This is a genomic window from Streptomyces sp. S063, from assembly GCF_002832675.1.
GTDB classification, from domain to species: Bacteria; Actinomycetota; Actinomycetes; order Streptomycetales; family Streptomycetaceae; genus Streptomyces; species Streptomyces sindenensis.
The window spans coordinates 3,110,582-3,133,520 of the sequence record NZ_CP021707.1 but is presented as its reverse complement, the minus strand read 5'-3'; the positions used below and the strand labels follow the sequence as shown (position 1 = coordinate 3,133,520).

Annotated in this window: 21 protein-coding genes and 2 pseudogenes; 9 read left to right on the top strand and 14 right to left on the bottom strand. The window is 71.7% G+C overall.

The window, feature by feature from the left end; all coding sequences use genetic code 11:
- Positions 1-135: 135 nt before the first annotated feature.
- Complete coding sequence (gene hemB, locus CCZ36_RS14190) at positions 136-1,140, top strand: porphobilinogen synthase (protein WP_128817794.1); 1,005 nt, start codon at positions 136-138, stop codon at positions 1,138-1,140.
- 12 nt (positions 1,141-1,152) lie between these two features.
- Here the strand turns inward: hemB and CCZ36_RS14185 are convergent, their stop codons facing one another.
- From CCZ36_RS14185 to CCZ36_RS14170, 4 genes are read right to left on the bottom strand one after another with little or no spacing between them, the layout of a single operon-like run.
- Positions 1,153-1,641 carry a hypothetical protein gene (locus tag CCZ36_RS14185; RefSeq protein WP_069737043.1) on the bottom strand — a complete coding sequence of 163 codons (489 nt, stop codon included), beginning with the start codon at positions 1,639-1,641 and terminating at the stop codon, positions 1,153-1,155.
- A gap of 18 nt (positions 1,642-1,659) precedes the next feature.
- Entirely contained in the window at positions 1,660-2,037 is a 378-nt protein-coding gene (locus tag CCZ36_RS14180; RefSeq protein WP_128817793.1) for a hypothetical protein, read from the bottom strand.
- Between the two features lie 48 nt (positions 2,038-2,085).
- On the bottom strand, positions 2,086-4,122 hold the full coding sequence (locus CCZ36_RS14175; RefSeq protein ID WP_128817792.1) for a hypothetical protein: 2,037 nt from the start codon (positions 4,120-4,122) through the stop codon (positions 2,086-2,088).
- Complete coding sequence (locus CCZ36_RS14170; protein ID WP_128817791.1) at positions 4,101-4,958, bottom strand: DUF4253 domain-containing protein; 858 nt, start codon at positions 4,956-4,958, stop codon at positions 4,101-4,103. Before CCZ36_RS14170 ends, CCZ36_RS14175 begins: the two co-directional genes overlap by 22 nt.
- A gap of 156 nt (positions 4,959-5,114) precedes the next feature.
- Between CCZ36_RS14170 and CCZ36_RS14165 the strand changes: the two genes are divergently transcribed.
- On the top strand, positions 5,115-5,840 hold the full coding sequence (locus tag CCZ36_RS14165; protein ID WP_128817790.1) for a DNA alkylation repair protein: 726 nt from the start codon (positions 5,115-5,117) through the stop codon (positions 5,838-5,840).
- Between the two features lie 19 nt (positions 5,841-5,859).
- Positions 5,860-6,429: a dihydrofolate reductase family protein gene (locus CCZ36_RS14160; protein WP_128817789.1), complete on the top strand. Its 570-nt coding sequence runs from the start codon at positions 5,860-5,862 to the stop codon at positions 6,427-6,429.
- A 10-nt stretch (positions 6,430-6,439) separates the two neighbouring features.
- Here the strand turns inward: CCZ36_RS14160 and CCZ36_RS36950 are convergent.
- From CCZ36_RS36950 to CCZ36_RS14150, 3 genes and pseudogenes are all read right to left on the bottom strand, one after another.
- Positions 6,440-6,601, bottom strand: a pseudogene (locus CCZ36_RS36950) (DUF397 domain-containing protein); the annotation flags it as partial.
- Positions 6,602-7,009 (bottom strand): annotated as a pseudogene (locus tag CCZ36_RS35705) (Scr1 family TA system antitoxin-like transcriptional regulator); the annotation flags it as partial. It abuts the pseudogene before it with no gap.
- Between the two features lie 156 nt (positions 7,010-7,165).
- Complete coding sequence (locus CCZ36_RS14150; RefSeq protein ID WP_128817788.1) at positions 7,166-7,873, bottom strand: DUF4232 domain-containing protein; 708 nt, start codon at positions 7,871-7,873, stop codon at positions 7,166-7,168.
- A gap of 195 nt (positions 7,874-8,068) precedes the next feature.
- Here CCZ36_RS14150 and CCZ36_RS14145 point away from each other — a divergent pair, with 195 nt between their 5' ends.
- The 4 genes from CCZ36_RS14145 to CCZ36_RS14130 all read left to right on the top strand — a co-directional run bounded on the left by CCZ36_RS14145 (position 8,069) and on the right by CCZ36_RS14130 (position 11,844).
- On the top strand, positions 8,069-9,475 hold the full coding sequence (locus CCZ36_RS14145; protein ID WP_128817787.1) for a helix-turn-helix domain-containing protein: 1,407 nt from the start codon (positions 8,069-8,071) through the stop codon (positions 9,473-9,475).
- 143 nt (positions 9,476-9,618) lie between these two features.
- Positions 9,619-10,866, top strand: a complete 1,248-nt coding sequence (locus CCZ36_RS14140; RefSeq protein WP_079149537.1) for a phospholipase D-like domain-containing protein — start codon at positions 9,619-9,621, stop codon at positions 10,864-10,866.
- Positions 10,867-10,961: 95 nt separating this feature from the next.
- A complete protein-coding gene (locus CCZ36_RS14135; protein WP_069737050.1) occupies positions 10,962-11,405 on the top strand; it encodes a hypothetical protein in 444 nt (147 codons plus the stop codon).
- A gap of 64 nt (positions 11,406-11,469) precedes the next feature.
- Complete coding sequence (locus tag CCZ36_RS14130; protein WP_443069842.1) at positions 11,470-11,844, top strand: antibiotic biosynthesis monooxygenase family protein; 375 nt, start codon at positions 11,470-11,472, stop codon at positions 11,842-11,844.
- An 80-nt stretch (positions 11,845-11,924) separates the two neighbouring features.
- On the opposite strand, the gene argS is transcribed toward CCZ36_RS14130, so the two are convergent.
- Positions 11,925-13,697 carry an arginine--tRNA ligase gene (argS, locus tag CCZ36_RS14125; RefSeq protein ID WP_069737051.1) on the bottom strand — a complete coding sequence of 591 codons (1,773 nt, stop codon included), beginning with the start codon at positions 13,695-13,697 and terminating at the stop codon, positions 11,925-11,927.
- A gap of 136 nt (positions 13,698-13,833) precedes the next feature.
- Between argS and lysS the strand changes: the two genes are divergently transcribed.
- Positions 13,834-15,600, top strand: coding sequence for a lysine--tRNA ligase (gene lysS / locus CCZ36_RS14120; RefSeq protein WP_128817786.1), 1,767 nt, complete (start codon positions 13,834-13,836; stop codon positions 15,598-15,600).
- An 80-nt stretch (positions 15,601-15,680) separates the two neighbouring features.
- On the opposite strand, the gene CCZ36_RS14115 is transcribed toward lysS, so the two are convergent.
- The 3 genes from CCZ36_RS14115 to CCZ36_RS14105 form a co-directional block, all read right to left on the bottom strand.
- Positions 15,681-17,153, bottom strand: a complete 1,473-nt coding sequence (locus CCZ36_RS14115; RefSeq protein ID WP_128817785.1) for a DUF2637 domain-containing protein — start codon at positions 17,151-17,153, stop codon at positions 15,681-15,683.
- 211 nt (positions 17,154-17,364) lie between these two features.
- Positions 17,365-18,222 (bottom strand): DUF3558 domain-containing protein, encoded by an 858-nt coding sequence (locus tag CCZ36_RS14110; RefSeq protein WP_128817784.1) that lies wholly within the window; start codon positions 18,220-18,222, stop codon positions 17,365-17,367.
- A 197-nt stretch (positions 18,223-18,419) separates the two neighbouring features.
- On the bottom strand, positions 18,420-19,259 hold the full coding sequence (locus tag CCZ36_RS14105; RefSeq protein ID WP_128817783.1) for a DUF3558 domain-containing protein: 840 nt from the start codon (positions 19,257-19,259) through the stop codon (positions 18,420-18,422).
- Positions 19,260-19,431: 172 nt separating this feature from the next.
- Between CCZ36_RS14105 and CCZ36_RS14100 the strand changes: the two genes are divergently transcribed.
- On the top strand, positions 19,432-20,625 hold the full coding sequence (locus CCZ36_RS14100; RefSeq protein ID WP_069742084.1) for an RtcB family protein: 1,194 nt from the start codon (positions 19,432-19,434) through the stop codon (positions 20,623-20,625).
- A gap of 42 nt (positions 20,626-20,667) precedes the next feature.
- On the opposite strand, the gene CCZ36_RS14095 is transcribed toward CCZ36_RS14100, so the two are convergent.
- The 3 genes from CCZ36_RS14095 to CCZ36_RS14085 all read right to left on the bottom strand — a co-directional run bounded on the left by CCZ36_RS14095 (position 20,668) and on the right by CCZ36_RS14085 (position 22,888).
- The gene (locus CCZ36_RS14095; protein WP_128817782.1) at positions 20,668-21,285 is read right to left on the bottom strand and encodes a dihydrofolate reductase family protein; all 618 of its coding nucleotides are present in this window, start codon (positions 21,283-21,285) and stop codon (positions 20,668-20,670) included.
- An 81-nt stretch (positions 21,286-21,366) separates the two neighbouring features.
- Complete coding sequence (locus tag CCZ36_RS14090; protein WP_128817781.1) at positions 21,367-21,978, bottom strand: HAD family hydrolase; 612 nt, start codon at positions 21,976-21,978, stop codon at positions 21,367-21,369.
- 169 nt (positions 21,979-22,147) lie between these two features.
- Positions 22,148-22,888: a GntR family transcriptional regulator gene (locus CCZ36_RS14085; RefSeq protein WP_069737058.1), complete on the bottom strand. Its 741-nt coding sequence runs from the start codon at positions 22,886-22,888 to the stop codon at positions 22,148-22,150.
- Positions 22,889-22,939: the final 51 nt, after the last annotated feature.

The following is a 22,939-nucleotide window of genomic DNA, read 5'->3' as shown; positions in this document are numbered from 1 at the left end:
GGCCCGGTCGCTTCGGCGGCCGGGCCCGCCGCCTTTCCGGGCCGGGCGTGTGGGCCCTGTCAGGGGCCTGTTCGCGGGCCTTTCCCGGCACCGGTGTCGGTAAGACCGTGGGGCGTACGGGTCTATCGTCGAAGGATGACTGCGTACGCGAACTTCCCCGGTTCCCGCCCCCGGCGGCTGCGGACGACCCCGGCGATGCGGCGGATGGTCGCCGAGACACGGCTCGACCCCGCGAACCTGATCCTCCCCGCGTTCGTCCGGGAGGGCATCGACGCCCCGGTCGCCATCTCGGCCATGCCCGGCGTGCACCAGCACACCCTGGACACCCTGCGGAAGGCGGCCGTCGAGGCGGCTTCCGCCGGGGTCTCGGGGATCATGCTCTTCGGGGTGCCGGAGGACGGGAAGAAGGACGCCCGGGGCACGGCGGGCACCGACCCGGACGGGATCCTCCAGGTCGCCCTGCGCGCGGTCCGCGAGGAGGTCGGCGACGACCTGGTGATCATGTCGGACCTTTGCCTGGACGAGTACACCGACCACGGCCACTGCGGGGTCCTGACGGCCGACGGCCGGGTGGACAACGACGCGACCCTGGAGCGGTACGCGGAGATGGCCCAGGTCCAGGCGGACGCCGGGGCCCATGTGGTGGGCCCCAGCGGGATGATGGACGGTCAGGTCGGCGTGATCCGGGACGCCCTGGACCAGACCGGCCACGAGGACGTGTCGATCCTCGCCTACACCGTGAAGTACAGCTCCGCCTTCTACGGCCCCTTCCGCGAGGCCGTCGGCTCCTCGCTGACCGGCGACCGCAAGACCTACCAGCAGGACCCGGCCAACGCCCGCGAGTCGCTGCGGGAGCTGGCGCTGGACCTGGCCGAGGGTGCGGACATGGTCATGGTGAAGCCCGCCGGACCGTATCTGGACATCCTCGCCAAGGTCGCGGAGTCCGTGGACGTGCCGGTCGCGGCGTACCAGATCAGCGGCGAGTACGCGATGATCGAGGCCGCCGCCGAGAAGGGCTGGATCGACCGGGACAAGGCGATCCTGGAGAGCCTGACCGGGATCCGGCGGGCCGGGGCGCAGATGATCCTCACCTACTGGGCGACCGAGGCGGCCCAGTGGCTCGGACGCGGCAGGGGCTGAGCCCCCGCGTGATCACGGCCCACCCGCTCCGGTCTCCTGGAGCCGGTGGGCCTCCTTGATGGAGAAGCGTGCGCTGTCCCGGACGAGCGGGTCCTCGTCGGCCCGTGCGGTGGTGTCCAGGACCGTGGCGACGACCGGGTCGTCGGTGTAGGGCGCCAGCGACATCGCCGCGTACTGCCGGACCAGGTCCTCCGCCGGATCACGCAGCGCGGTGAGCAGGGCGCGGCCCGCTTCGTGGCGCAGAGCAGGATCGGCCGGGGGCCACAGGCGCAGGACGGTGGCGCTCTCGACCCGGGCCAGGTCGTACTCGCCCGGGTCCGCGACGACCGAGACGAGGAACGGCAGCGCCTGGGCGTTGTCGTCCAGCTCGGTGATGATCTCCCGCTTGCGGTCGTTGCCCGGTGGCAGCGCGCGGAACTCGGCTATCAGGCGTTCGGCGACCTCGGCCGCTTCCGTCGCGGAGGCGGTTTCCGTCGTGGTCGGGACGCTCGTGTCGTTCATGGGGGTGGACACTTTCTGTCAGGGCCAGTCGACCAGTGCCATGAATGCTACGAAAGTGACCCCCACGGTGGCGGGCGCGGCCAGGGCCAGCCCCACGCGGCGGGCGGCGAAGCGGAGCCGGCGGGGGACCGCCCAGCTCGCGATCAGCACGGCCAGGGCGATGAGCAGGCCGATCCACAGGACGGTCCACCCGATCATCCAGCTGTCGTGGAAGCGGTCGGCCACCGCGCCGTTGCAGGAGTCGCACTCCATGGGGGAGAGCGCTCCGTAGAGCAGGGCGAGCAGCCCCAGCGGCACGGTGACGACCGTGGAGATCAGCGGGGCGATCCAGGCACGGGGGTCGGGCGTCTCGTCGGGGGCGGGTGCGGGGGCGGTCCCGGGCCTGTCGTCGCTCATGTCTCCGAGTGAACCGTGCGGGGCCGCCGCCCGCATGAGTACGAGGGCTCAGTCGGCGGCGGTCCGGTCGGCGCGGGCCGCCAGCCAGGCGCGTGCCGCGTTCACCTCGCCTTCCGTGAGGGCCGGGCGCACCTGGTCCGGGCGGCGCGTGACGTAGTGCTCGCGGGCCGCCTTCAGCCCGATCGCGCGGGCCCCGGCGGAGAGCGCGGGGTGGTCGGCCACCTCCTGGGCGCGGTGCCACCAGCTGTGGCTGCGCGGGTCGATCGCGTAGTGCCAGAGCGGCTGGGCGGGGTCGGCGACCCCGATCAGGACGCGGTGCAGGACGTACGCGCGGATGCCCGGCTCGTCGATCAGCCGCTCCGCGACGTGCAGGGGGTGGGTGCCGTCCAGGCGGGCGCGGAGCAGCACCCAGGTCGTCAGGTGCCCGGTGTCGTGTCCGCCGGAGACGATGAACTCCCACAGCTCGGCGGCCTTCTCCTCGTCGGGCGCGCCGAGGTGGGTGAGCAGCCGGACCGGGCCCTTCCAGAGCGGTTTGGGCTTCGCCCACCAGGCCAGCAGGTCGGCCGCGGCGGGGTGTTCCAGGTCGAGCGCCAGGCAGGTCAGGGTGACCAACGGATGGCGCCACTCGGTGTACGTGGTGCGGTACTGCTTGGTCAGCTCCTTCTTCCAGCGGGGGAGGAGCGCCTGGAGTTCCGTCTCCGTGGCCTCGCCGTGGGCGTACAGCAACTCCAGGCAGAACGCGATGCCCTGGACGCCGGTGGACGGGTCGGCCAGCCGGTCGCGGAGCCACTGGACGTCGGACGGGGCGAGGGTGCGGTAGCGGTGCCAGATGTCGCCGAGGCCGCCCTCGTAGCCGGTGAGGTCGGGGCCGGTGCCCGCGAGGAGGTCGTCGCGGGCGGTCTCGTAGCGGTCGACGGCCGCCAGTGCGTCGGCCGTTTCGGCGGGGTCGGTGAGTCGGCCGGCCGCTTCGCGCACGCGGCCGGCCGTGTCGGCGGCGGCCTTCGCCGCGGCGACCCGCAGCGGGCGCGGCAGCCGCTCGTCCGTGGCGAACCGGACGGTGGAGAGCAGGAGCGGGAAGAACCCGTCGGAGGTGGGCGGGCGGGGGGTGCGGTGCTCGGCCGTGACGGCTTCCCGCAGCGCGTGGAGGAGGCCGGTCTGCGCGGTCTCGGGTGCGGTGTGCGCCGTCAGCTCCTCGGAGAGCGCGGCGGCGGCGCGCACCGGGTCCGGTTCGCGCAGGGCGCGGTGGGCGCGGAACCAGCCGCGTACGGCACCGCCGTCACCGGTCAGCGCCCACGCACGGAGCAGCTCCAGCGAGCGCGGGGACGGATGCGCGGCGAGGGCGTGGGACGCGTCGGCTCCCAGCTCGGCGGCCACCTCCCAGGCCTCCGGGTGCTCCTGGCGCAGCAGCGCGAGGAGCACGGAACGCCAGCCGCGCCACGCCGTGAGCCGTCCGGCGTACGTCTCCCGCCAGGCGGACAGCAGCCGTGCCGTCTCGTCCGGGGTCAGCGCCCGCCGGTGTTCCAGCGGGGCGGCGAAGCGGTGGGCGGTGGCCGGGTCCACGGGGTCCGCCAGCCGGTCGTGGAGCCAGCGTTCCTCGGCGGCGGTCAGCGGGTCGTACTCCGTGGACCGGGTGCTCCGGCTGCGCGGTTCGTCGACGCGGGCGAGGAACTGGCGTACGCCCGCGGTGTCTTCGGGGTCGGGCAGCCCGTCGGCGTCCGTCGCCGTGACCTTGTCCAGCTGGAAGGCCCCCTGCGGACCGTTGTCGACGATCCGGTAGCCGGGCGGGCCCTCCCCGAGACCGGCGGCGACCGTGGCGTGGTCGCCGCCCCAGTGCAGGTAGAGCACGCCGGTCAGTTCGCCGGAGCGGGCGAAGGCGTCATGGGACTGCCAGTGCCAGTAGGCGAAGGAAGTGTCGGTGGCGATGCCCCGGGACGCGAACATCTCCGCCGCGTCCTCGTGGCCGTCCGACTGGGTGTAGCGGCCGCGGGTGGGGGGAGGCAGGACGGCGAAGCGGTCGCCGCCGAGCGTGCGCCACCAGGCCTTGATTTTGCCGAGGTCCGTGCTCAGTCCCACCAGAACGACCACGCTTCCTGGTTGAGCACGGCCTTCTCGGCGTAGGCGTCGAGGTCGTACGGCGGGGACTGGTCGATGTTGTCCGGGCAGAACGCGTAGTGCTCGGCGGCCAGGGCGCGGGCCTCCTCGATCGTGGCGGGCGGGCGGCCCACGGAGACGATCATCGTGTCGAAGCCGAGCACCACGACCCGGGCGTCGTAGCGGTCTTCCCAGGAGCGGAGCACCGCGCAGAGCCGGGCCACGTCGTTCTCGTGGTTCATCGGGCCCGACCAGCCGATCGCCGCCGGTATGTCGGCGCTGCGGCGGGCCGGGACGAGGGCGATGCGGGCTCCGCCGAGCCATGCGTCGGCGTCGGCGGCGATGACTCCCGCGAGCCCTGCCGCCACCGCGTCCGGGTCCTCGGGGGCCTCCCGGGCGGGGACGGGCGCGAGGCCGGGCCAGGAGCCGGCGCCGCCGGACTGTTCCCCGTTGTCCCCGTCCTCCCTGCTCTCCTCGCCGGTCTCGTCGGCCGTCACGCCGCCGACCTCATCGTCCGCGTAGTCCGTCCAGTACCCCGCGAGGACCTCGTCGGCGTCGTGGTCGCCGGGATACGAGGTGTCGTCCGGGCAGAGGTCCCAGTCCTCGGGCCACTGGTCGCGCGAGCCGCCGGTGACGAGCACCGGCAGCAGCCCGAGCCGCCGCCCGGCCGCCCGCAGGTCCGGCCAGTCGCGCGGGGCCGCCGGGCCGTCCGCGTACCACAGCAGCGGCTCGTGCCAGGGGCCGTCCAGCGTGGCGTCCACGAGGGAGCCGGGCGGGAGATCCAGGCCGGAGGAGGCCAGGGAGGGCAGAGGATTCGGGAGCGTCGCCATGATGGGGAGCCTAGGCGGGGGCACTGACAGTGGGTACGGACAGCGGTTACGGACAGCTTGTGCCGACCGGAGGCCGAGCGGGAGCGGGCGGCCCCTGTCGGTCATAGGCTGAAAAATGCCGTGCGACGCGAGCACGGCCACGGGAAGGAGACCGCGATGACAGCGGGGACCGCGAAGTCCGGGACGACCGGAACGACTGCGGCGCAGGTCATGGCGGAGCTGGCCGGGCTGGAAAACCCGAAGACGCGCGCGGTCAACGAGCGGCACGGCGACGACCACGGCGTGAACCTCGGCAGGCTGCGCGCACTGGCCAAGCGGCTCAAGACGCAGCAGGACCTCGCCCGCGACCTCTGGGCCACTGACGACACCGCGGCCCGCCTCCTGGCGCTCCTGATCTGCCGCCCGAAGGCCTTCGGGCGCGAGGAGCTGGACACCATGCTCCGGGAGGCGCGCGCCCCCAAGGTGCACGACTGGCTCGTCAACTACGTGGTGAAGAAGAGCCCGCACGCCGAGGAGCTGCGCCTCGCCTGGACCGAGGACCCCGACCCCGTGGTCGCGAGCGCCGGGTGGGCGCTGACCACCGAGCGGGTGGTGAAGAAGCCCGAAGGGCTGGACCTCGCCGGGCTGCTGGACACCGTCGAGGCGGAGATGAAGGACGCCCCGGACCGGCTCCAGTGGGCGATGAACCACTGCCTGGCCCAGATCGGCATCCAGCACCCCGGACACCGCGCCCGTGCCATCGCCATCGGTGAGCGTCTGGAGGTCCTCAAGGACTACCCGGCCCCGCCGAACTGCACGTCCCCGTACGCGCCCGCCTGGATCGCCGAGATGGTGCGACGCCAGGAAGAAGCCACCTCGCGAGCCACCCCGCGAGTCACCTAACGAACCCCCAGGAGTCTCCGTGAACAGGATCGTCACGTCCATCTCGCTCTCCCTCGACGGCTTCTTCGAAGGGCCCGACCAGGACATCGACTGGCACACGGTCGACGAGGAGGTGCACCAGCACTTCAACGACTACTTCCGGACCATGGGCGGGTTCGTGGAAGGGCGTGTCACCTACGAGCTGATGGAGGAGTTCTGGCCGACCGCCGATCAGGACCCGGACAACGAGGGCCCGATGGCCGAATTCGCGGGCATCTGGCGGGACATGCCGAAGTTCGTCTTCTCGCGGACGCTGGAGAGCGTGGGGCCGAACGCGACCCTGCTGCACGAGGTCGACCCCGAGCAGGTGCGCGGCCTGCGGGACGCCGCCTCGGGGGATCTGGTGGTCGGCGGGGCAGATCTGCTGGAGTCGTTTCGGCAGGCCGATCTGATCGACGAGTACCGGATCTACATCCACCCCGTCATCCTCGGCCGGGGCCGCCCCTTCTTCCGGGACGCGGAGGAGCGGCAGATGCTCCGGCTGCTGGAGACCCGGACCTTCGGGAACGGAGTCGTCCTGCTCCGTTACGAGACGGTCCGGGCGGGATGACCGGAGAGCGTCAGGCGGTGGCGGTGGCCGCGTAGGCGGCGAACGCCGACCAAGCGGAAGGCGCGACGGTGAATGTCGGGCCCTCGATGTCCTTCGAGTCACGGACGTGGACGGCGGCGGGGTGCGCGGCGATCTCGACGCAGGCCCCGCCTTCGTCGGAGCTGTAGCTCGACTTCCGCCAGTCGTAGGCGACTGTCTGCGTCTCGATCTCCTCCGGGCTGTAGGCGGGGATTTCGTTGCTGAACACCGCGTCCGCGTACGCCTTCGTCTGGAGCAGGCCCGGGATGACCTGGTTGTCGTACCAGGACAGCGCCAGCGCCTCGTGCTCCATGTTGAGGTAGTGCTCGGCCCACAGCGGAATCAGGTCGTATTCCGGCATGTTGTCGACCGCCGTCGCCAACGCGCCCTTGGTGTCCAGCAGATCGTCGATCGTTTCCGCCAGATCCGGCACGAGCGAGCGTCTGCCCTGCTCGATGGAGGCGATCGTGCCCTCCTGTACGCCTGCCGCCAGGGCCAGTTCGACCTGGGTCATGCCCGCCTCGGCGCGGAACCGGGCCAGGAGCTTGCCCACGAGCTTCATCGTCGACGCGTTTTTGCGCTGCCGCTTTCTGGGGTGCATACGGTTCCCCCTCCCACCCCGGACCTCGCTTCACGCATGCGCGACCCGTACAACACATCTGTACGGGTCGCGCATGGTTACGGCACGTCAGGCACTGGCCCGGGGCGCCTCGTACGCTCAGAACATCAGTGCGGTCTCGATGTCCGACTGCCAGTAGGTGACGAAGCCCAGGCTGTCCGTGTACGTCTCCGCCGGGAGCTTCAGCGTGGCCTCGCCCTTGGGCTTGTTGTTCTTGTCGACCATGATCACGCCGAGGTTGTCGCTCTTGACCGGCTCGTTCTCGCCGGGCTCGCCGAGCAGGCCGATGCCCGCGTACGCCTTCTCACCCGGAGAGAGCACGACGACCGACTGCGGCTTGCTGTCGTCGAGGATCGGGTACACCGCCTGCGCGTCGTCGAAGCGGAGGAACGGCGCGTAGTACGCGGCGCAGTCCTTGGAGCCGGTGTTGGTCACCGTGAGCAGCAGGTGGTTGATCGGGCGGCTCACCGAGGAGACCTTGATCGTGGAGTTCTTGGGCGTACAGGCCGGGATCGAGGCCGCCGCCTCCGCGTTCTGCGCGGTCTCCGGCTTCTTGGCGCGGCTGTCGCCGTTGCCGCCCGCGTGCTTCCCCTCGGTGGGCACGGTCTGCGTCTCGGGTGCGCCGGCCTCCGGCGCGTCCGTCGGTGCCTTGCCGTCGGTGTTCGTCGCCGCAGGGGTCGCCGTCTCGGCGGCGACGGCCGGCTTGGTCCCCATGGCCTTGTCGTCCCCGCCGCAGGCGGTCAGCGAGAGGGCGGCCGCGAGGGCGGTGGCGGCGAGGGCGGTGGTGCGGATGCGGTTGGTGCGCATGGCGGTGGTACTCCCCGTACTCGGTTGATCTGCGGTCCTGCTGTGGTCTGGTCCGAGCTTGTGGGGTGGCGGAATCCGGCCGCAACGCCTGCCGAACCATTGGGGATGCTGGAACGTCTACGCGTACGGTGACCTGCGGGAATTCCGCGTCCCTGGAACGCCGTTCCGGGACGGACGAGGGAGGGGAACGCCGTCGTGGCGACGCCTGAGGCCGAGCATTTCGCGGCCCTGCTGAAGGAACTGAAGAACCGTTCGGGGCGTAGCTACGGGGTGCTGGCCGGGAGGCTGCACGTCAGTACGTCGACCCTCCACCGGTACTGCAACGGGGACGCGGTGCCGAACGAGTACGCGCCGATCGAGCGGTTCGCGCGGCTGTGCGGGGCGTCGGGCGACGAGCTGGTGGAGGTGCACCGGCGGTGGATCGTGGCGGACGCGGCCCGGCGGCGGGCTCCGGCGGGAGCCGCCGCGCCTGCTGTCGTGCCTGACGCCGTTCCCGGGAGGGGCGAGGCGAGTGAGCCGACCCCGGCATCCCGGGAGCCCGAGCCGTCCGGGGAACCTGAGCCGTCCCGGGCACCCGAGGTGCGCCGGGCACCGGAGGTGCGCTGGGAACCCGAGTCGGGCCCTGGCTCCCGTTGGGCCCGGCTCTCCCGGCGTACGCGGGTGCTCATCGCCGCCGCCGGAGTCGCCGCGCTCCTCGTGCCCGGCACCATCGTCGCCGTCGGTCTCGTCGGGTCGGGGAAGGACGGCGGCGGGAGCGCCGCGGACCGGGTGGAGGACGCGGGCGGGGGCCTCGCCGCGGCTCCGGAAGGCTCCGCTTCCGGTACGCCCCGGCCCTCCGCGAGCCCGAGCCCGTCCGGCTCCTCGGCGGGCGCGTCCGCTTCCCCGTCCGGGCAGCCGTCCGCGAAGCAGCCGGGAGGTTCCGGGCCGGGGCAGCCGCAGAGCGGTGGCGGTGCGGCGGGCGCCGGCGGTACGGGCCTCGGCGCTCCGCCGACCGTCAACATCTCCTCGTACAACTGGGATGAACCCTGCGGGCAGCACTTTCTGGTCAACCAGGGCCCGGACAAGCTCGACCCGCCGCCCGCACCGCAGGACCGGCGCGGCTGGGCGGAGTCGTACGGCGGGGTCGAGGGCGGGGTCACCCGGCTCCAGCTCACCGTGCAGGGGACCTCGCGCGAGGCGGTCGTCCTGAAGGGGATGAACGTCCGCGTCGTGTCCCGGAAGGCACCGCTGCCCTGGTCGGCGTATCTGATGGGCAACGGCTGCGGCAGCGGGATCACCCCGCAGACCTTCGCCGCCGGCCTCGACGCCGGGCACCCCACCCTCCGGGCGGTGCCGGGGAAGCAGGGGGACATCGAGGTTCCGGCGGTGGACTTCCCGTACAAGGTGTCGTCCGAGGACGTGGAGGTCTTCAACCTGGAGATGACGGCCGTGAACTACGACGTCAGCTGGTACCTGGAGCTGGAGTGGAGCAGCGGCGGCAACGAGGGGACGCTGCGGATCGACGACCACGGGAAGCCGTTCCGCCTGAGCGGGATGAAGGGGCGTCCGGAGTACGTGCACGGGGGCCCCGGCCACGGCTGGGAGCGCGCCGGTCAGCCGTGAGATGTGCGGTCCGTCCCGGTGGCGGACCGATAGGCTTTCGTACGCATGTCCAGAAAGCGGGAGTACAGTCTGCGAGGTTCTGGCAGCCGCACCGCCGCACGACGACGGTGCCGGCCGCCCCGCCCCGCGCCCACAGGTGATCCATGTCCGCCACTGCTGCCGAATCCACCGACCGACCTGCCCCGGACGACCGACCTGCCTCAGGCGAACTACCTGCTCTGGACGATCGCACCTGCGAGGAGCGGTCCCTGCGGCTCAGACGCAGACTGGAGCGGTTGATCGGCATCGCCGCCACCGAGGGAAACGCCCTCGTCCCGCTCCGCAACGGCGACGCGATCTTCGGAGCCATGCTGAAGGCCATCGAGGAGGCGGAGCACACCGTCGACCTGATGACCTTCGTCTACTGGCGGGGTGACATCGCTCTCCGGTTCGCCGAGGCGCTGGCCGACCGCGCCCGCGCCGGGGTCCGGGTGCGCCTCATGCTCGACGGGTTCGGGTCGCGGCTCATCGAGCAGGACCAGCTGGACCTGATGGACGCCGCCGGGGTCACCGTCACCTGGTTCCGCAAGCCCCTCCACCTCTCCCCGCTCAAGCAGAACCACCGCTGCCACCGGAAGGTCCTCGTCGTCGATGAGCGAACCGCCTTCACCGGCGGCGTCGGGATAGCGGAGGAATGGTGCGGCGACGCCCGCAACGAGCACGAGTGGCGCGACACCCACGTCCAGGTCACCGGGCCCGCCGTCGACGGCCTGGCCGCCGCGTTCGCGCAGAACTGGGCCGAGTGCCACGCGGAGCTGTTCGACGAGCGTGACCGCTTCATCGACGAGGAGCACCACGGGGACGCCGTCGTCCAGGTGGTGCGCGGCTCCGCCTCCTTCGGCTGGCAGGACATGCAGACCCTGATCCGGGTCGTCCTGGAGTCCGCCGAGGAGCGCATCCGTCTCACCACCGCCTACTTCGCCCCCGACGCCTACTTCACGGGGCTCCTCTGCGACGCCGCCCGGCGTGGCGTCGAGGTCGAGATCCTGCTGCCGGGGCCGCACACCGACAAGCGGGTCTGCCAGCTCGCCGGGCAGCGCTTCTACGAGGACCTCACCGCCTGCGGAGTGAAGATCCACCAGTACCAGCCGACGATGCTGCACACCAAGACGCTCACCGTCGACCGGGTCGCCTCGCTCATCGGCTCCACCAACTTCAACCGGCGCTCCCTCGACCACGACGAGGAAGTCATGCTCGCCGTCCTCGACCGGGACTTCACCGCCACCCTCGACGGCCACTTCGAGGAGGACCGGGCGAAGAGCGTGCTGATCGAGCACGGCCGGTGGAAGCGCCGCGATCTCCTCCAGCGGGCCCGGGAAGCGGCCGTCCTACCGATCCGCCGCTTCCTCTGATCCGCTGAGGCCCCGGGCCTGCCGAGGCGTGGCCGCGCGTTCGGCGGGCAGACGGGGGAGGACGACCGCCGCCCGACATGTGAGGGGAAGGGCCCATGAGCGCCACCGCCGAGACCTCGTCCGCACCGTCCGCCGCGGTGATCACCGAACCCCTGCCCGACCTCCAGCTCCAGTTGCTCATCCAGCTCCTCGACGAGGACCCCCGCTCCAGCCTGCCCCTCACTCTCACGCACCCCGGTGGCATCCTGCACGGAGACGTCATCGGGCACGAGCAATGGAAGGCCGATTGGGCCAGAAGCCTGCGTCAGGTGGAAGGCGAGGGGGCAGACCTGCTCGCCGAGTTCCCCGAGACCGTCGACCAGGGCGTCCGGGAGCTGCGCGCGGAGGAGGAGGACGGTGCCGGGGCGGCCCGGCTGCCTCGCTGGATCCATCTGCGCGACGTCACCCTCGTCACCGGGTCCCGGACCCCCGTCTCCCTGACCCTGTGGCGCGGGCGGCTCTCCGATGTGTCGGGGTGGGCGCTGGGCCGTCCCCAGTAGCCGGTCGGCAGCACCCTAGGGTTGCCGTATGACCACGCAGAACGGCTTAACCACGCAGAACGGCGTGACCACGGAGAACGGCGTGACCGCCGACACCACTGACACCGCCGACCCCACCGACTCGTCCGTCACCTTCATCAACGTCTTCGAGATAGCCGCCGACGAACTCGACGCGTTCGTCGAGAAGTGGGCCCAGCGGGCCCGCCTCATGCGGGACAAGCCCGGCTTCATCGACTCCCGGATGCACCGGGCCCGTTCCTCGGACTCCCGCTTCCAGCTCGTCAACGTCTCCCACTGGGAGAGCCAGGCGGCGTGGGAGGCGGCGACCGCCGACCCCGACTTCGCCTCCCGGACCCGGGCCGCGCGCGAGGAGACGAAACAGCCGGTCACCCCGAACCCGGCGGTCTACGACGTCGTCGTGGAACTCACCGCACCCTGAGGCCTTCCCGTACGCGATCGGCCCCGGCACCTGCGGAACAGGTGCCGGGGCCGACGTACGTGCCTGCGCGGCGGACGCGGTCAGAGGCGCTCGGGCGTCCGGATGCCCAGCAGCGCCATCCCCCGGTGCAGGGTCCGGGCGGTGAGGTCCACCAGGAAGAGCCGGTTCTCGACGACCTCCGGGGCGTTGTCCGCGCTGAGCACCTGGCACTGGTCGTAGAACGTGGTCAGGTGCGACGCCAGCTGGTACAGATACGCGGCCAGCTTGTGCGGCTCGTAACCCGCCGCCACCTCGGCCAGCACCTCGCCGAACTGGTCCAGATGCAGACCGAGCGCCCGCTCCGCCGGGGCCAGCTCCAGCTCCGGGTGGGCGGCCGGGACCGCGTCCCCGGCCTTGCGCAGGATCGACTGGATCCGCGCGTAGGCGTACTGGAGGTACACCGACGTGTCGCCGTTCAGCGACACCATCTGGTCCAGGTCGAACTTGTAGTCCCGCACGGCGGAGGTCGACAGGTCCGCGTACTTCACGGCGCCGACGCCGACGTACCGGCCGTTCTCGACGATCTCGTCCTCGGACAGGCCCACCTTCTCGGCCTTCTCCCGGACGACCGCCGTGGCCCGCGAGACCGCCTCGTCGAGGAGGTCCTCCAGCCGCACCGTCTCGCCCTCACGGGTCTTGAACGGCTTGCCGTCCTTGCCGAGGACCGTGCCGAACGCCAGCTGCACGGCCTTGACGTCCTCGTTCAGCCAGCCCGCCCGGCGGGCCGTCTCGAAGACCATCTTGAAGTGCAGCGACTGCCGGGCGTCCACCACGTACACCAGGGTGTCGGCCTTGAGGTCCTGGACCCGGTTGCGGATCGCGGAGAGGTCGGTGGCCGCGTAGCCGTAGCCGCCGTTCGTCTTCTTCACGATCAGCGGGACCTTATTGCCGTCCGGGCCCTTCACATCGTCGAAGAACACGCACAGCGCACCCTCGGAGCGGACGGCGACACCCGTCTCCTCCAGGATCCGGCAGGTCTCCTCCAGCATGTCGTTGTAGCCGGACTCACCGACGATGTCGGGGTCACGGACCTCCATGTCGAGCTTGTCGAAGACCGAGTGGAAGTAGATCTTCGACTCGTCGACGAAGCCCTGCCACAGCTCCAGCGTCTCCGGGTCACCGGCCTGGAGGGCCACCACCCGGTCCCGAGACCGGGCCTTGAACTCCTCGTCCGAGTCGAACAGCGCCCGGGACGCCTTGTAGACGCGGTTCAGCGTCGACATGGCCGCCTCGCCGTCCGTGGCGCCGCCCTCGTGCTTCAGGGCGCCCGGGTGCTCGATCAGATACTGGATGAGCATGCCGAACTGGGTGCCCCAGTCGCCGATGTGGTGCCGCCGGACGACGTCCTCGCCGGTGAACTCCAGGATGTTGACCATCGCGTCGCCGATGACCGCCGACCGCAGATGGCCGACGTGCATCTCCTTGGCCACGTTGGGCTGGGCGTAGTCGACGACGGTCTTCCCCGCCTCCGGCCTCAGCGGCACGCCGAGCCGGCCCTCGCCGTCCGCCGCCCGGGCGGCCAGCGTCTCGACGATGGCCCGGTCCGCGAGCGTGATGTTGAGGAAGCCGGGGCCGGAGACCTCGATGTCCTTGATCAGCTCACCCGCCGGGAGGGCGGCGGTGACCTGGCCGGCCAGCTCCCGGGGGTTGCCCTTGAGCTTCTTGGCGAGCGCCAGGATGCCGTTGGCCTGGAAGTCGGCCCGGTCGCTTCGGCGCAGCAGCGGGTCCGCGGTGCCGGCATCCGGCAGCGCTGCCGTCAGGGCGTCCGCCAGCTGCTGCTGGAGCGTGGAAGCGAGGGAAGGGACCGAGGCCATGGTCTGGCTGCCGTTTCCGTAGGGGTACGAGGGATCGGTCCAGTATCCCACGGGGTGTAAAGCCGTTTTCGCGCTGCGGGGGGTAGCTGGGAGAATGGTCCGTACCCCATCGGGAATCGACAGACGAGAGAAGGACGTGCCGACCGTGGCCGAGAGTCAGACCAGCACCGAGACCGACTGGGTCTCCCGCTTCGCGGACGATGTCATCGCCGAATCGGAGCGTCGTGCGCCTGGCAAACCGGTCGTCGTCGCCTCCGGTCTGTCCCCGTCGGGCCCGATCCACCTCGGCAACCTCCGCGAGGTCATGACCCCGCACCTGGTCGCCGACGAGATCCGCCGCCGCGGGTACACCGTGCGCCACCTGATCTCCTGGGACGACTACGACCGCTACCGCAAGGTCCCGGGCGGCGTCCCGGGCGTCGACGCGTCCTGGGCCGAGCACATCGGCAAGCCGCTGACCTCGGTGCCCGCCCCGGCCGGATCGGCGTACGCGAACTGGGCCGAGCACTTCAAGGCCGCCATGACGGCGGCCCTGGACGAGCTGGGCGTCGAGTACGACGGGATCAGCCAGACGGAGCAGTACACCTCCGGGACCTATCGCGAGCAGATCCTGCACGCGATGAAGCACCGCGCCGACATCGACGCCGTCCTCGACCGCTACCGCACCAAGAAGGACCCGGCGGCGGCGCAGGGCAAGGGCGGCAAGAAGCCGCAGCAGCAGAAGAAGGTCGACGAGGCCGAGCTGGAGGCCGCCGAGGGCTCCGGCGCCGCCGACGAGGACGACGGCAGCGGCAACAGCGCCGGCTACTTCCCGTACAAGCCCTACTGCGGCAACTGCGAGAAGGACCTCACCGTCGTCACCTCCTACGACGACGACACCACCGAGCTGAACTACACCTGCTCGGCGTGCGGCTTCGCCGAAACGGTCCGGCTGGGCGAGTTCAACCGCGGCAAGCTGGTCTGGAAGGTCGACTGGCCGATGCGCTGGGCCTACGAGGGCGTGATCTTCGAGCCCAGCGGCGTCGACCACTCCTCGCCCGGCTCCTCCTTCGTCGTCGGCGGCCAGATCGTCCGCGAGGTCTTCGACGGCGTCCAGCCCATCGGGCCGATGTACGCCTTCGTCGGCATCTCCGGCATGGCCAAGATGTCCAGCAGCAAGGGCGGGGTGCCCACCCCGGCCGACGCGCTGAAGATCATGGAAGCGCCGCTGCTGCGCTGGCTGTACGCCCGCCGCAAGCCCAACCAGTCGTTCAAGATCGCCTTCGACCAGGAGATCCAGCGGCTGTACGACGAGTGGGACTCGCTGGGCCGCAAGGTCGCCGACGGCACGGTGCTGCCCGCCGACGCCGCCGCGTACTCCCGGGCCGTCCGCACGGCCGCCGGGGAGCTTCCGAGCACCCCGCGCCCCCTGCCGTACCGGACGCTCGCCTCGGTCGCCGACATCACCGCCGGCGCCGAGGACCAGACGCTGCGCATCCTCAGCGAGCTGGACCCCGAGAACCCGCTGACCTCCCTGGACGAGGCGCGCCCGCGCCTCGACCGGGCCGAGAACTGGATCACCACCCAGGTCCCGGCCGAGGCCCGCACCATCGTCCGGGACGAGCCCGACAAGGAGCTGCTGGGCTCGCTCGACGACCAGGGCCGCGAGTCGCTGCGCCTCCTCCTGGAGGGTCTGGACACGCACTGGTCGCTGGACGGGCTCACCACGCTCGTCTACGGCGTGCCGAAGGTGCTGGCGGGCCTGGAGCCGGACGCCAAGCCGACGCCCGAGCTGAAGGCCGCGCAGCGGTCCTTCTTCGCGCTGCTCTACCGCCTCCTCGTCAGCCGCGACACGGGCCCGCGCCTGCCCACGCTGCTCCTCGCGGTGGGGGCGGACCGGGTGCGCGGGCTGCTGGGCGCGTAACACCCGACAACGGCGGAGGGCCGCCGCCCGGGGGTATTCCCCGGGCGGCGGCCCTCCGCCGTCTGTCGTACGCCGGTGCCTCAGGCGGGCTGCTCGGCGGTCGGCCGCTGCGCGTAGGCGTCCCTGAACTGCGGCATCAGCTGCTGGAGCAGCTCCGTCGAGCGCGGGTGGCGGACGTTGCGCGTGTCGGCGAGGTGGATGTCCAGGACCTCCACGGACGGGAACTGCCCCTGCGCGTCCGTGTACTCGCTGAACACCTCGTACGCCTCACGGGCGAAGTCGGTGTCCTCCATGGGCCACTGCTCCACCTGCGGGGCCTCCTCGGGGTCGGGGACCTCGGGCGGCTCGGGGGCCTGCTCCTCCTGGCGGGGGTGCGGGACCGCGCCGATCGTGCCGACGTCACCGAGCGGCCGGGTGCGGCCGGGGCCCGCGGGGATCTGGACCGGGCCCGGCTCCGGGCCCTCGACGTACTGCGGGTCGTACGTGCTCTCGTGGCCGTTGTCCGGCAGCTTCTGGGCGGCGAACCAGGGGCTGTCGTGGGTGGGCGGGACGGGCGGGTCCTGCTTCTGGAGCGAGGCGGGGTGGGGCTCTTGTTGCTGGGGCTGGGGCTGGGGCTGGGGCTGAGGGTGGGGGTGTTGCTGGGGCTGAGGGTGGGGCTGGGCGTGCTCCGGGTGCCGGCCCTGGTCGTGCCGGCCCTGGTCGTGCTGCCCGTGCTCCTGGCCGTCCTGCTGCCCGTGCTCGGTGCTGGGCCGCGGTCCGTGGGGCAGCTCGGCGTGAACCGGCTCGGCGGCCCCGTCCGGCCCGGCGGGGCTCAGCTCGGCCTTCGGGCGGTCGGCCACGACGGGCACCGGCGGCAGCAGAACCGGCTCGATGCCGGCGGCGGCCAGGCCGGCCGGGGCGGTCTCGGCGAGCGGAACCCCGTACTTCGCCAGGCGCAGCGGCATCATCGACTCGATCGGGGCCTTGCGCCGCCAGTTGCGGCCGAAGCGGGCCTGGAGGCGGGCCTGGTAGATCAGCCGGTCCTGTTCGAGCTTGATGACCTGCTCGTAACTGCGCAGCTCCCACAGCTTCATCCGCCGCCACAGCTTGAACGTGGGGATCGGCGAGAGCAGCCAGCGGGTGAGGCGGACACCCTCCATGTGTTTGTCGGCCGTGATGTCCGCGATCCGGCCCACCGCGTGCCGGGCTGCCTCGACGGAGACGACGAACAGCACCGGGATCACCGCGTGCATCGCGGTGCCCAGCGGATCGGGCCAGGAGGCGGCGCCGTTGAACGCGATCGTCGCCGCGGTCAGCAGCCACGCCGTCTGGCGGAGCATCGGGAACGGGATCCGCATCCAGGTCAGCAGGAGGTCCAGGGCGAGCAGGACGCAGATGCCCGCGTCGATGCCGATCGGGAAGACCAGGGAGAACGAACCGAAGCCCTTCTCCTCCGCGAGCTCGCGCACGGCGGCGTAGGAACCCGCGAACCCGATCGCGGCGATGACCACCGCACCCGCGACGACGACCCCGATGAGTATGCGGTGCGTGCGTGTCAGCTGCATCGCGGCCACCAGCGATCCCCTCCCCGACCTCGTACTCGAACCGACTTCCGTGCCCGGCTTCGGTGTTCAACCGGACGACCCACGTCCAGCGATGGCACAGCCTGGCACATGTGTACGAGTTTCGTTGCGCGGGGAGGGGGAAAGCCCGGCCTCCGAGGAGGGCCGGGCTTTCCAACGCACGTGCTGGACCTGTGGATTGGCGATCCGCGGGGCTGTCAGGTCACGACTTGGCCTTGGACTTGGGGCTGTCCTCGCTCCCGGCGTCACCCTTCGCGTCGGCCCGGTCCTTCTTCGTGTCCTCGGAGCCGTCTGTCGCGTCGCCCTTCGCGTCGCCGCCGGCCGAGGAGGCGTCCTCGGAGCCGGCGGCGGTCTTCTCGACCGCGGCGACCGCTTCCTTCACCGCCTTCTGCGCGCCCTTGACGATGTCCCCGGAGGACGGGGTCTTCGCTCCGGCGTAGCCCGCGCCGTTGTACGTCAGGGTGACGACGACGTTGCCCGTACGCGCCACGACGGTGGCGTACACGAAGTCCTCGTCCGTCTTGCTGAGGCCGTACGTCACCAGGGTCGCCTCGTCGCCGATGCCGGCCGCGGGCTCCGTGGCGACCTTCTCGGCGCCCTCGGACTCCTTCGCCTTGGTGACCTGCTTCGTGTAGTCCGCGGTGGCGCGCTTGGCACCGCTGCCCAGCGACTGGTCCGAGTCGAACCGGGTGAAGCCGACGTCCATCCAGCGGTACTGCGAGCCCTTGACGCCCTGGTCGTCCAGGCCGTTCCAGGAGCAGCTGCTGCGGACCGACAGGTCGGTGGACCCGCCCGCCGTGCCGCCCTTCTTCTTGGCGTCGGGCACCAGGTCCTCGATCGTCTTCTTCCCGATCGAGGCGCACGGGTCGGGCAGATCGGTGAACTTCGCCGGCTCGACGGTGGGCTCCGAGGGCTTGGGGCCGGCCGTGCCGGACGACGAGGAGCCCGCGCTCTTCTTGCCGTCGGAGCCGGAGTCCGACGAGCAGCCGACGGCTACGAGCATCACCGGGACGGCGGCGCAGGCGAGGATGCGGGACAGGCGCGGGGCAGATCGGTGCATGGTTCCTTCACTCGGATGGCACGGAGGGGAGCCCTCGGTGCTGGAGGTCTCGGTTCGTGCGGTGTACGGGCGGGCTCGGTAGCGGGTCGGTACGTCTTCCGGACAGCCACCGTACGACGGGCGGCCGATGTGCCGTGCCGCCGCCGAGAGCCCCCGGAGACCGGAGATCCGGCCGGTGGGGGCTCCTCGGAGGGGGTCTATTCGCTGAGCGTCTCGGCCAGCTTCCGGGCCAGTGCCTGGGCCTTCTCCTGGAGTTCCTTGCCGTCGGGCACCTGGGTGACGAGGGCCGGCTGCTCGGCGTACCGGACGGTCACGACCACGTTCGATGTGCGGAACACCACGCTCACCGTGTGGTGCTGTGCGGTGGAACCCGCCTTTTTGGGCAGATCCTTCAGGAATGCGGCATCTCCGAGGTTGTCGAGGATGCGGGAGGGGAGGGCTTCCTCCGGGCTGCCGCTTCCGGGGGCCCCGCCGGTGCTTTCGCCGCTGCTTCCGGAGGGCGAGGGGCCGGCGGAATCCGTGGCGTCGGCGTCGCCGTCGGCCGGATCCTTCGCCGTCCCGCTCTTCTCGCCCGCCTCGCCCTTCTCGTCGGGCGGCCCGGGGGTCGCCGAGGACAGGCCGGCGGCCTTCTCCTTCTTCGCGTACACGGTGTCGGCGCGGTCGTCGTCGCTGACGGCGGGGTCGTAGGAGACGACGCGCTCGAAGTCGATGGACAGGCTCCGCGTGGCGTTCGGCCCGTCGGCCTTCCAGCTGCAGCCGACCTTGCGGTCCGTGTCGTACGTGACGGCCGCGGAGCCCCGGAACACCTTGTCCTGCTGGTCCCCGGGCAGTTCCGCGGCGCCGGGGAGCAGGTCCTTCAGCGTGGAGCGCGGCACGGCCCGGCAGGGGGCGGGCAGGGTGAGGTACTTGCCGGGGGGCGCGGGGGTGACCGTCGGGCTGCCCGCCTTGCTGTCGGCGCCGTTCGCGTTGCTGTCGGCGCCGGCGCTGCAGCCGACGACGAGCGCTGCGAGAAGCGCGACGCCGGGTACGTACGCCATGTGTCGCACCGTCCCAGGCTCCCTTCGGTACGGAAAACGAGTTGCCGCTCGAAGGCGGCCGATGGACACAATGTGTATCGCACGCGCTGCTGTGATTGCCGGTCGGCCGACGGGTTTGCCGACCTTGGCACCGGTTTTGCGCTTTCAGTCTTTTCGGGGGAATCGAGGAGTTATGTCGTACGTAGAGGTACCAGGGGCGAAGGTTCCCATCCGGATGTGGACGGACCCCGCGTCGGTCGAGGACGTGGCGATGCAGCAGCTGCGCAATGTGTCGACGCTGCCGTGGATCAAGGGCCTGGCCGTCATGCCGGACGTCCACTTCGGCAAGGGGGCGACGGTCGGATCGGTGATCGCGATGCAGGGCGCGGTGTGCCCGGCGGCGGTCGGGGTGGACATCGGCTGCGGGATGTCCGCCGTCAGGACGTCCCTCACCGCGAACGATCTCCCCGGCGACCTGTCACGGCTGCGCTCCAAGATCGAGCAGGCGATCCCGGTCGGCCGGGGGATGCACGACGACGCGGTGGACCCGGGGAGGCTGCACGGGTTCCCGACGGCGGGCTGGGACGACTTCTGGGGGCGGTTCGGGGGGATCGCGGACGCGGTCAAGTTCCGTCAGGAACGTGCCACGAAGCAGATGGGGACGCTCGGCTCGGGCAACCACATGATCGAGTTCTGCCTCGACAGTGATGGTGCGGTGTGGCTGATGCTGCACTCGGGCTCCCGCAACATCGGCAAGGAGCTCGCCGAGCACCACATCGGCATCGCGCAGAAACTTCCGCACAACCAGGGCCTCGTCGACCGGGATCTGGCGGTCTTCGTCTCGGACACCCCGCAGATGGCCGACTACCGGAACGACCTCTACTGGGCGCAGGAGTACGCCAAGTACAACCGCGCGATCATGATGGCGCTCTTCAAGGATGTGGTCCGCAGGGAGTTCAAGAAGGCGAAGCCGGTCTTCGACCAGGAGATCTCCTGCCACCACAACTACGTGGCGGAGGAGCGGTACGAGGGGGCCGACCTGCTCGTCACCCGTAAGGGAGCGATCCGCGCCGGTTCCGGGGAGTACGGGATCATCCCCGGTTCGATGGGGACCAGCTCGTACATCGTGAAGGGCCTCGGCAACGAGAAGGCGTTCAACTCGGCTTCGCACGGCGCCGGCCGCCGGATGAGCCGGAACGCGGCCAAGCGCCGGTTCACGGTGCGCGACCTGGAGGAGCAGACGCGCGGCGTGGAGTGCCGTAAGGACTCCGGTGTCCTGGACGAGATCCCGGCCGCGTACAAGCCGATCGACCAGGTCATGGAGCAGCAGCGGGACCTGGTCGAGGTCGTCGCGAAGCTCAAGCAGGTCATCTGCATCAAGGGCTGAGGCCTTTCCGGTTCGAGGCGGATCCCCCCTGGGGAGATCCGCCTACTCCCCGCCCCCGTACGTCGCGTAGTCCGGCGTCCCCGTCACCGTGAAGATGTGGACGGAGAGGCCCGCCGGGGTCGTCCGCTGTCCGGTGAGGCGCAGGCCCGTCGGGGTGGTGCCGGGCGGGAACAGGCGGCGGCCCTCGCCCACCACCACCGGAGCGATGGCGAGGCGTAGTTCGTCGACCAGGCCCGCGGCCAGGAGGGACTGGGCCAGGCGGGCGCTGCCGTGGATCTGGAGGTCCCGGCCCGGTTGCCGTTTCAGGTCGGCCACCTGGGCCGCGACGTCACCGGACAGGATCGTCGTCGGGTTCCACGTGGCCCCGGCCTCGGTCAGGGTGTTCGAGGCCACGTACTTCGGCAGGCCGTTCAGGATGCCCGCGAAGGGGTGGCCGGTCATCCGCGGCCAGTCCCGGGCGAAGTTCTCGTAGGTGCGGCGGCCGAAGAGGAACGCGTCCGCCTCGGCCAGCCACTCGGCGGCCAGGGCCTCGAACGCCTCGTCCAGGTGCGGCACGAACCAGCCGCCCCGGGTGAACCCGTCGCTGGTGTCCTCGTCCGGCGCCCCCGGGCCCTGCGAGACGCCGTCGAGCGTCAGGAACTCCTGCACCACCAGCTTCATCGCGTGCGCCCTCCTCCACCTCGGGGCCCGCCGGTCGGGGCCGCCCTTCTTACTAGCACGGCCACCCGCACGGCGCGCGGCTCAGCACGCCGCGTCCGCCAGGTCCGCCTCCGTCAGCGAGGTCACCAGGACCGTGCGCGGACCCGGTTCGATGCCCGGTACCGACGGGACCGCGAGCAGGCGGCACCCGGCGGCCAGGGCGGCGGCCGCTCCGGTGGGGGTGTCCTCGACGGCCAGACAGTCGGGTGCTGCCACACCGAGGGCGGCCGCCGCGGCCAGGTACGGGTCGGGGTGCGGCTTCCCGCGTGCCGTCTCGCCCGAGGCAACCGACGTGTCGAAGCGGTGCCGGCCCAGGGTGTCCAGCACCAGGTCGGCCACGTGCCGCTCGGACGCGGTCACCAGGGCCGTCGGTACGCCCAGGGCCCGTGCCCGGTCCAGGAGCCGGAGGGCGCCCGGCTGGACGGCCACCCCCGCCGCCACCCGTGCCGTGAACTCCCGGTCCAGCCGGGCCGCCGCCTGTGCGGGGGACAGCGTGGTGAGGCCGTCGCGTACGAGGAGGCCGGCCGCGTCGGCCAGTGCGGCGCCCGCGAACGGGGCGAGGGTGCCCGCGTCGGCCGGGGAGCCCTGCGTCCGCAGGAAGCCGGCGACGGTGTCCAGCCAGGCGTGCTCGGTGTCGACGAGGGTGCCGTCCATGTCGCAGAGCAGGGCCGCCGGGCGGGGAGCGGGGGGAGCTGGGCGTGCTGGGGGATCGGGGGCATGGCTGGGCTCGCTGTTCCTGGGGTCGGGAGTCGGGGGGAGGGAAGGCGCGTGCGGCGGGCCCGGGGGCGGGAAGCCGCGTCGGCTGCCGCGGCGGGCCCGGGCCTCAGTCCGGTGCCGTGCGTACCAGCGGGTTCGCCTGGACCGAGTTGCGTACGGTGAACACCACCGACTCCGGCTTGTAGCGGTCGTCCGACGTCTCCACCGGGCGGCCGTCCGGGGTGGTCGTGGTGCGGCGTACCCGCAGCAGCGGTGCGCCGCGTCGTACGGCCAGCTCCCGGGCGTCCGTGGTGCCCGCGGCGACCGCGTCCAGGTGGTGTTCGCCGTGGCTCATGACCACGCCCGCCTCGTCGTACAGGCTCTGGGTGACCGACTCGCAGTCGTCCGGGAGGCGTTCGACGGCTGCCGCGACCCACCCGGCGTACACCGTGCGTTCCAGGAGCGCCGGTTCGCCGTCCAGGGTGCGGATCCGCAGGACGTGCAGGACCGCGTCGCCGGGGGTGAGGTGGAGCTGGGCGGCCTCCGTCTCGGTGGCCTTCGCGTGGCGGGAGCCGAGGACCAGGCCGCCGGGGGTGCGCCCGCCCGCCCTGGCCCACTGGGCGAAGCTGCGCAGTTCGGCGAAGCTCTGGCTGGGGGTGGTGGACAGGACCGTGCGGCGGGCGCCCTGCCGGGAGCCGATCAGGCCCTCCGACTGGAGCGTGCCGAAGGCCTGCCGGAGGGTGCCCCGCGAAACGCCGTGGGCCAGGGCGAGTTCGGACTCGGACGGCAGCTCGGAGCCCACGGGGTAGGTGCCGTCGGCGATGGCGAGGCGCAGCTCCTCGGCGATCTGCTGGTGCCGTCGGGTCACGTCTCTCCTAGGGGGCGTCATGGGGCCTCGGGGCGGCGCGGGGGGTGGATG

Bases quoted from the DNA above. Each gene is read 5' to 3' on its own strand.
- CCZ36_RS14180 (WP_128817793.1), bottom strand. From the start codon at position 2,037: ATGAGCGACGACAGGCCCGGGACCGCCCCCGCACCCGCCCCCGACGAG.
- CCZ36_RS14170 (WP_128817791.1), bottom strand. From the start codon at position 4,958: ATGGCGACGCTCCCGAATCCTCTGCCCTCCCTGGCCTCCTCCGGCCTG.
- CCZ36_RS14135 (WP_069737050.1), top strand. From the start codon at position 10,962: ATGAGCGCCACCGCCGAGACCTCGTCCGCACCGTCCGCCGCGGTGATC.
- CCZ36_RS14165 (WP_128817790.1), top strand. From the start codon at position 5,115: ATGACAGCGGGGACCGCGAAGTCCGGGACGACCGGAACGACTGCGGCG.
- CCZ36_RS14105 (WP_128817783.1), bottom strand. From the start codon at position 19,259: ATGGCGTACGTACCCGGCGTCGCGCTTCTCGCAGCGCTCGTCGTCGGC.
- CCZ36_RS14185 (WP_069737043.1), bottom strand. From the start codon at position 1,641: ATGAACGACACGAGCGTCCCGACCACGACGGAAACCGCCTCCGCGACG.
- CCZ36_RS14110 (WP_128817784.1), bottom strand. From the start codon at position 18,222: ATGCACCGATCTGCCCCGCGCCTGTCCCGCATCCTCGCCTGCGCCGCC.
- CCZ36_RS14140 (WP_079149537.1), top strand. From the start codon at position 9,619: ATGTCCGCCACTGCTGCCGAATCCACCGACCGACCTGCCCCGGACGAC.
- CCZ36_RS14100 (WP_069742084.1), top strand. From the start codon at position 19,432: ATGTCGTACGTAGAGGTACCAGGGGCGAAGGTTCCCATCCGGATGTGG.
- CCZ36_RS14095 (WP_128817782.1), bottom strand. From the start codon at position 21,285: ATGAAGCTGGTGGTGCAGGAGTTCCTGACGCTCGACGGCGTCTCGCAG.
- hemB (WP_128817794.1), top strand. From the start codon at position 136: ATGACTGCGTACGCGAACTTCCCCGGTTCCCGCCCCCGGCGGCTGCGG.
- CCZ36_RS14090 (WP_128817781.1), bottom strand. From the start codon at position 21,978: ATGGACGGCACCCTCGTCGACACCGAGCACGCCTGGCTGGACACCGTC.
- argS (WP_069737051.1), bottom strand. From the start codon at position 13,697: ATGGCCTCGGTCCCTTCCCTCGCTTCCACGCTCCAGCAGCAGCTGGCG.
- CCZ36_RS14150 (WP_128817788.1), bottom strand. From the start codon at position 7,873: ATGCGCACCAACCGCATCCGCACCACCGCCCTCGCCGCCACCGCCCTC.